The sequence below is a fragment of the Streptomyces thermovulgaris genome (genome assembly GCF_002155915.1).
Taxonomy (GTDB): domain Bacteria; phylum Actinomycetota; class Actinomycetes; order Streptomycetales; family Streptomycetaceae; genus Streptomyces; species Streptomyces thermovulgaris.
Genome location: NZ_MUME01000173.1, coordinates 1 through 5422 on the forward strand (window position 1 = coordinate 1; position 5422 = coordinate 5422).

General features: G+C 70.7%; 4 protein-coding genes and 1 CRISPR repeat array. All 4 genes read left to right on the forward strand.

Annotated elements, in window-relative coordinates; genetic code table 11:
- The coding region (locus CCN35_RS15475) for an ABC transporter ATP-binding protein (protein ID WP_107501055.1) at positions 1-1339 on the forward strand (1339 nt) is incomplete at its 5' end.
- Positions 1340-1463: 124 nt separating this feature from the next.
- Positions 1464-2120 (forward strand): trimeric intracellular cation channel family protein, encoded by a 657-nt coding sequence (locus CCN35_RS15480; protein WP_067397532.1) that lies wholly within the window; start codon positions 1464-1466, stop codon positions 2118-2120.
- A 114-nt stretch (positions 2121-2234) separates the two neighbouring features.
- Positions 2235-3095, forward strand: coding sequence for a thioesterase family protein (locus CCN35_RS15485; RefSeq protein ID WP_067397533.1), 861 nt, complete (start codon positions 2235-2237; stop codon positions 3093-3095).
- A 159-nt stretch (positions 3096-3254) separates the two neighbouring features.
- Entirely contained in the window at positions 3255-4424 is a 1170-nt protein-coding gene (locus tag CCN35_RS15490; RefSeq protein ID WP_067397534.1) for a cysteine desulfurase family protein, read from the forward strand.
- A gap of 256 nt (positions 4425-4680) precedes the next feature.
- A CRISPR array of direct repeats spans positions 4681-5196; the repeat unit is 28 nt; unit sequence CTGCTCCCCGCACACGCGGGGATGGCCC.
- Positions 5197-5422 lie beyond the last annotated feature (226 nt).

A 5422-nucleotide genomic window follows, 5' to 3' on the forward strand; every position in this document is an offset into this window, starting at 1 on the left:
GGTCGGCGAGTCCGGCTGCGGCAAGACCACCCTGGGACGGGCGGTGCTGCGGCTGGTGGACATCACCGAGGGCTCGGTCGTCCTCGACGGCACCGATCTGGCGAAGCTGTCCGGCGAGGAGATGCGCCGCTTCCGGCGCCGGCTCCAGATGGTCTTCCAGGACCCGCTGGGCTCGCTCAACCCCCGGCAGAACATCGAGTCGATCCTGACCGAGGGCATGATCGCCCACGGCATCGGCAAGAACCAGGAGGAGCGCCGGGAGAAGATCAAGTCGATCCTGGAGCGGGTCGGCCTGCCCGCCAACGCCCTCTCCCGCTACCCGCACGAGTTCTCCGGCGGTCAGCGCCAGCGCATCGGCATCGCCCGCGCCCTGGTCCTCGAACCGGACGTCATCATCTGCGACGAGCCGGTCTCCGCGCTCGACGTGTCGGTCCAGGCCCAGGTCATCAACCTGCTGGAGGAGCTCCAGGACGAGCTCGGCCTGACGTACGTCGTCATCGCCCACGACCTCGCGGTGGTCCGGCACATCTCCGACACGATCGGCGTGATGTACCTGGGTTCGCTGGTCGAGGAGGCGCCGAGCGACGTTCTCTACGCCGAGCCCAGGCACCCGTACACCAAGGCCCTGATGTCGGCCGTGCCGGTGCCGGACCCCGACGTGGAGGACCGCCGCGAGCGCATCCTGCTCACCGGCGACCTGCCCTCGCCGGCCAACCCGCCCAGCGGCTGCCGCTTCCACACCCGCTGCCCCTGGGCCCAGGCCGAGCGCTGCGCGACCGAGCGCCCCGAGCTGCGGGACCTCGGCGGCGGCCACCGGGTGGCCTGCCACTACGCCGAGGAGATCGCGGCCGGAAAGCTGCGCCGGGTCACGGGCGAGGTCGTGTCGGCGGTGCGCGAGGGCGTGGAGGACAAGCCGGCCTCCGAGGGAACCGGGGCGGCCGGGAAGGCGGAGGCCTCGGGGGAGGCCGAGAAGGCCGAGAAGCCTGGGAAGGCCGCGAAGGCCGAGGGGTCCGCGAAGTCGGCGAAGGCCGAGGGAGCCCAGAAGAAGGAGGCCCCGAAGAAGGCCGAGGCGGCTGAGGCAGCTGAAAAGGCCGCGAAGGCCGAGAAGCCCGGGAAGGCCGCGAAGGCCGAGGGCGCCGACAAGAAGGAGGCCCCGAAGAAGGCCGAGGCCGCAAAGGCTGAGAAGTCCGGGAAGGCCGAGAAGGCGGAGGCCCCGGAGAAGGCTGCGAAGGCGGCAAGGACCGACGAGGCCGACGGGGCCGAGAAGGCGGAGACCTCGGAGAAGAAGGCCGAGAAGGCCGGCAAGGCTGAGAAGAGCGAGGCCGAGAAGGCCGTGTAGCCGGTCGCCGAGTCTCCGTCACGATCCGGGTCGTCGCCCGGTCAGCCCCCTCGGACGGAAACCTCACCCCACCCCTCGCCTTGTTTTGCAAGGCGAGGGGTTCTTTCTGGGTGAGAATGTTAGGGTGCTCCAGCAACTGTTCAACCCGTCCGTCCTGCACACGCTCGACCTGATCGGCATCTTCGTCTTCGCGATCTCCGGCGCTCTGCTGGCCGTGCGCAAGAATCTCGATGTCTTCGGTCTGGCCGTGCTCGCCGAGGTCACCGGTCTGGGCGGAGGGCTCTTCCGTGACCTGGTCATCGGCGCCGTGCCGCCCGCCGCCTTCACGGATCTGGGGTACTTCCTCACTCCGCTGCTCGCCACGGCCCTGGTCTTCTTCCTCCATCCGCAGGTGGAGCGCATCCAGGCCGCCGTCAACGTCTTCGACGCGGCCGGCCTCGGTCTGTTCTGCGTCGTCGGCACGATCAAGGCGTACGACTACGGACTCAGCCTCACCGCGTCGGCGACGCTCGGCCTGGCCACCGCCGTGGGCGGCGGTGTGCTGCGGGACGTGCTCGCCAACGAGGTGCCGTCGCTGCTGCGCTGGGACCGCGACCTGTACGCGGTTCCGGCGATCGTCGGCGCCACCATCGTGGCGCTGTGCATCCGCTACGACGTGCTGACCCCGTTCACCAGCAGTTTCGCCGCGACCGTCGCCTTCGTCCTGCGTCTGCTCGCGATGCGGTACCACTGGCGCGCCCCGCGGGCCTGGAACCGGCGCTCGACGGTACGGGAGGAATGAGGTCCGCACGGACGCGGCCGGCGGCCTCGCGGTCCCGCGGGGCGAGGGCCGGGACGCCGTCCCGGTGCGATCAAAAAGCTACCGCTTAGTAATCTCTTGTTGTACTGTTCATCCATGTCAGAAGCAGTCACCACCCAGGCCGCGGGAGCCACGATCGGCGACAGCGAGTTCGACCGGGACACCGCGGTCACCCAGCGCGCCCCCGGCGTGTACGACACCGAGCTCTCCGCCGGCTGGACCATCGGCAACGCCGTCAACGGCGGCTATCTGCTGGCCGTCCTCGGCCGCGCCCTCGGGCACGCCCTGCCGCATCCGGACCCGTTCACCATCTCGGCGCACTACCTCACCGCGTCCCGTCCCGGCCCGGCCGTCGTGCGCACGCAGGTGGCCCGCACCGGCCGTACGCTCTCCACCGGCCAGGCCTCCCTCTTCCAGTACGACGAGGACGGCCGCGAGGTGGAGCGCATCCGCGTCCTGGCCACCTACGGCGACCTCGACGCCCTGCCCGACGACGTGCGCACCGCGGCGAAGCCGCCCACGATCCCGCCCATGGAGCAGTGCTTCGGCCCGCAGGACGGCCCGGCCCCGGCCACCGGCAGCTCGGCCATCGCCGACCGGCTGATGCTCAAGCTGGATCCGGCCACTCTCGGCTGGGCGCTCGGCTCGCCCTCCGGCAAGGGCGAGATGCGGTCCTGGTTCGGCCTCGCCGACGGCCGCGACCACGACCCGCTCTCCCTGCTGCTCGCCGTGGACGCACTGCCTCCGACCGCCTTCGAACTCGGCGTCCAGGGCTGGGTGCCGACCGTCGAACTGACCGTGCACGTCCGCTGCCGCCCGGCGCCGGGCCCGCTGCGCGTGTCCATCACCACCCGCAACTTCGCCGGCGGCTTCCTGGAGGAGGACGCCGAGGTCTGGGACAGCGCCGACCGGCTGGTGGCGCAGTCCCGGCAGCTCGCGCGGGTCAGACTGGGCTGACGGCCGCCGCCGGCCGGCCCGCCGCCCGGGTGACGAGCTGACTCCCTTCCCGGTCCGCCTGGCCCCCGCCCAGGCGGACCACCTGGTGTCCAGAGCCTTTCGACACCCGTCGTCCTGAGCCGCGGGCCGGCCGTGAGCGGCCGTAGAATCGGCCTCATCATGGCTTACCTCGACCACGCCGCGACCACCCCCATGCTCCCGGAGGCGGCGGAGGCGCTGACCGCCGCGCTGGGGGTCACCGGCAACGCCTCCTCCCTCCACGCGTCCGGCCGCCGGGCTCGCCGCACGGTCGAGGAGTCCCGAGAAACCCTCGCCGAGGCCCTTGGCGCCCGCCCCAGCGAGGTCGTCTTCACCTCCGGCGGCACCGAGGCCGACAACCTCGCGGTCAAGGGACTGTACTGGGCCCGCCGCAACGCCGACCCGGCCCGCACCCGCGTCCTGGCCAGCCCCGTCGAGCACCACGCCGTCCTCGACTCCGTCCACTGGCTCGGCGAGCACGAGGGCGCCACCGTCGAGTACCTCCCGGTCGACTTCTACGGCCGCGTCCACCCCGAGGCGCTGCGCGAGGCCATCGCCCGCAATCCCGCCGACGTCGCCCTCGTCACCGTCATGTGGGCCAACAACGAGATCGGCACCCTGCAGCCGATCCACGAACTCGCCGAGGTGGCAGCCGAGTTCGACATCCCGCTGCACTCCGACGCGGTGCAGGCCTTCGGCCAGGTCCCGGTCGACTTCGCCGCCTCGGGACTGGCCGCGATGACGGTCTCCAGCCACAAGATCGGCGGACCGTACGGCATCGGCGCGCTGATCCTGAGCCGCGACCACAGCCCCGTGCCCGTCCTGCACGGCGGCGGCCAGGAGCGGCACGTGCGCTCCGGCACCCTCGACGTCCCCGCGATCTCCTCCTTCGCCGTGGCCGGCCGGATCGCCGCCGAGCGGCGCGAATGGTTCGCCCGCGAGATCGGCGCCCTGCGCGACGAGCTGATCGAGGCGGTGCGCACGGCGGTCCCGGACGCGGTCCTCGGCGGCGACCCTTCACCGCAGGGCCGCCTCCCGGCCAACGCCCACTTCACCTTCCCCGGCTGCGAGGGCGACTCCCTGCTGCTCCTGCTGGACGCCCAGGGCATCGAGTGCTCCACCGGCTCCGCCTGCACCGCCGGCGTCGCCCAGCCCAGCCACGTCCTGCTCGCCACCGGCGTCGACCCGGACCTCGCCCGCGGCACCCTGCGCTTCTCCCTCGGCCACACCTCCACCCGGGCCGACGTCGAAGCGGTCGCCAAGGCCATCGGCCCCGCCGTGGAACGGGCCCGGGCGGCGGGACTGACGTAGGGACTTCCGCCCGAGCTGCGCGGCGGACGGACAGCAGGGCGGCCGGGGTGGAAAGCCCGATTCGGCGCGGCGTCAACCCTCGGCTGTTGCTGATGGAGAACGACCGGCAGACGCCGACACGAAGGCGCCCCGAGGATCGAACTCTCGATCAGGTCTCCATCACAGGAACCCAAAGGGTGGTGTGCGGCATTTGCCGGATTCGGTGAAACTCGCCAAAACCATGGGCCCCGCACCGTAAACTCGCAGGTCACGCACTCTGCTCCCCGCACACGCGGGGATGGCCCTCACCCCTCATCTAATGATGAGGTGATTATTGCCTGCTCCCCGCACACGCGGGGATGGCCCAGACTGCTGCTAATCATCCGGCTGGTACTTCTTCTGCTCCCCGCACACGCGGGGATGGCCCCGGGGAAATCGAATTCGTGGACGTCCGGAAGTTCTGCTCCCCGCACACGCGGGGATGGCCCTTGTGAAGCCTATTTACGGTCCGGAACTCGTGCCTGCTCCCCGCACACGCGGGGATGGCCCCGATGTCACCCCCTGTAGCGAGGAATTATGTTTCTGCTCCCCGCACACGCGGGGATGGCCCCGATGGTCTGGTCGTTACCGTTCTCGTCCTTGTCTGCTCCCCGCACACGCGGGGATGGCCCCACTTGATGTGTCGGACGGCGGGTTTAATGGATCTGCTCCCCGCACACGCGGGGATGGCCCCGAGCTGGTTCAGGAACATACGCCGGGACTGGTCTGCTCCCCGCACACGCGGGGATGGCCCTGTTTCGAGGCTCATTCCTCATCCTCCCTAGGTGTTCTGTCCACGGAGGTTGGTGACAGCGATCACTGACGTGTGATCTTGAAATGGGTGAGGGCCCTCTGGCTCGGTGTGGATTGCGAGATCTGCACCGGCGACCAGAAAGGCCCTCGTGCCCCACCGTAATGCACCCCTGACTGAGACTGGACGACTGCGCCTGGCCCGCTGCGTCGTCGACGACAACTGGCCC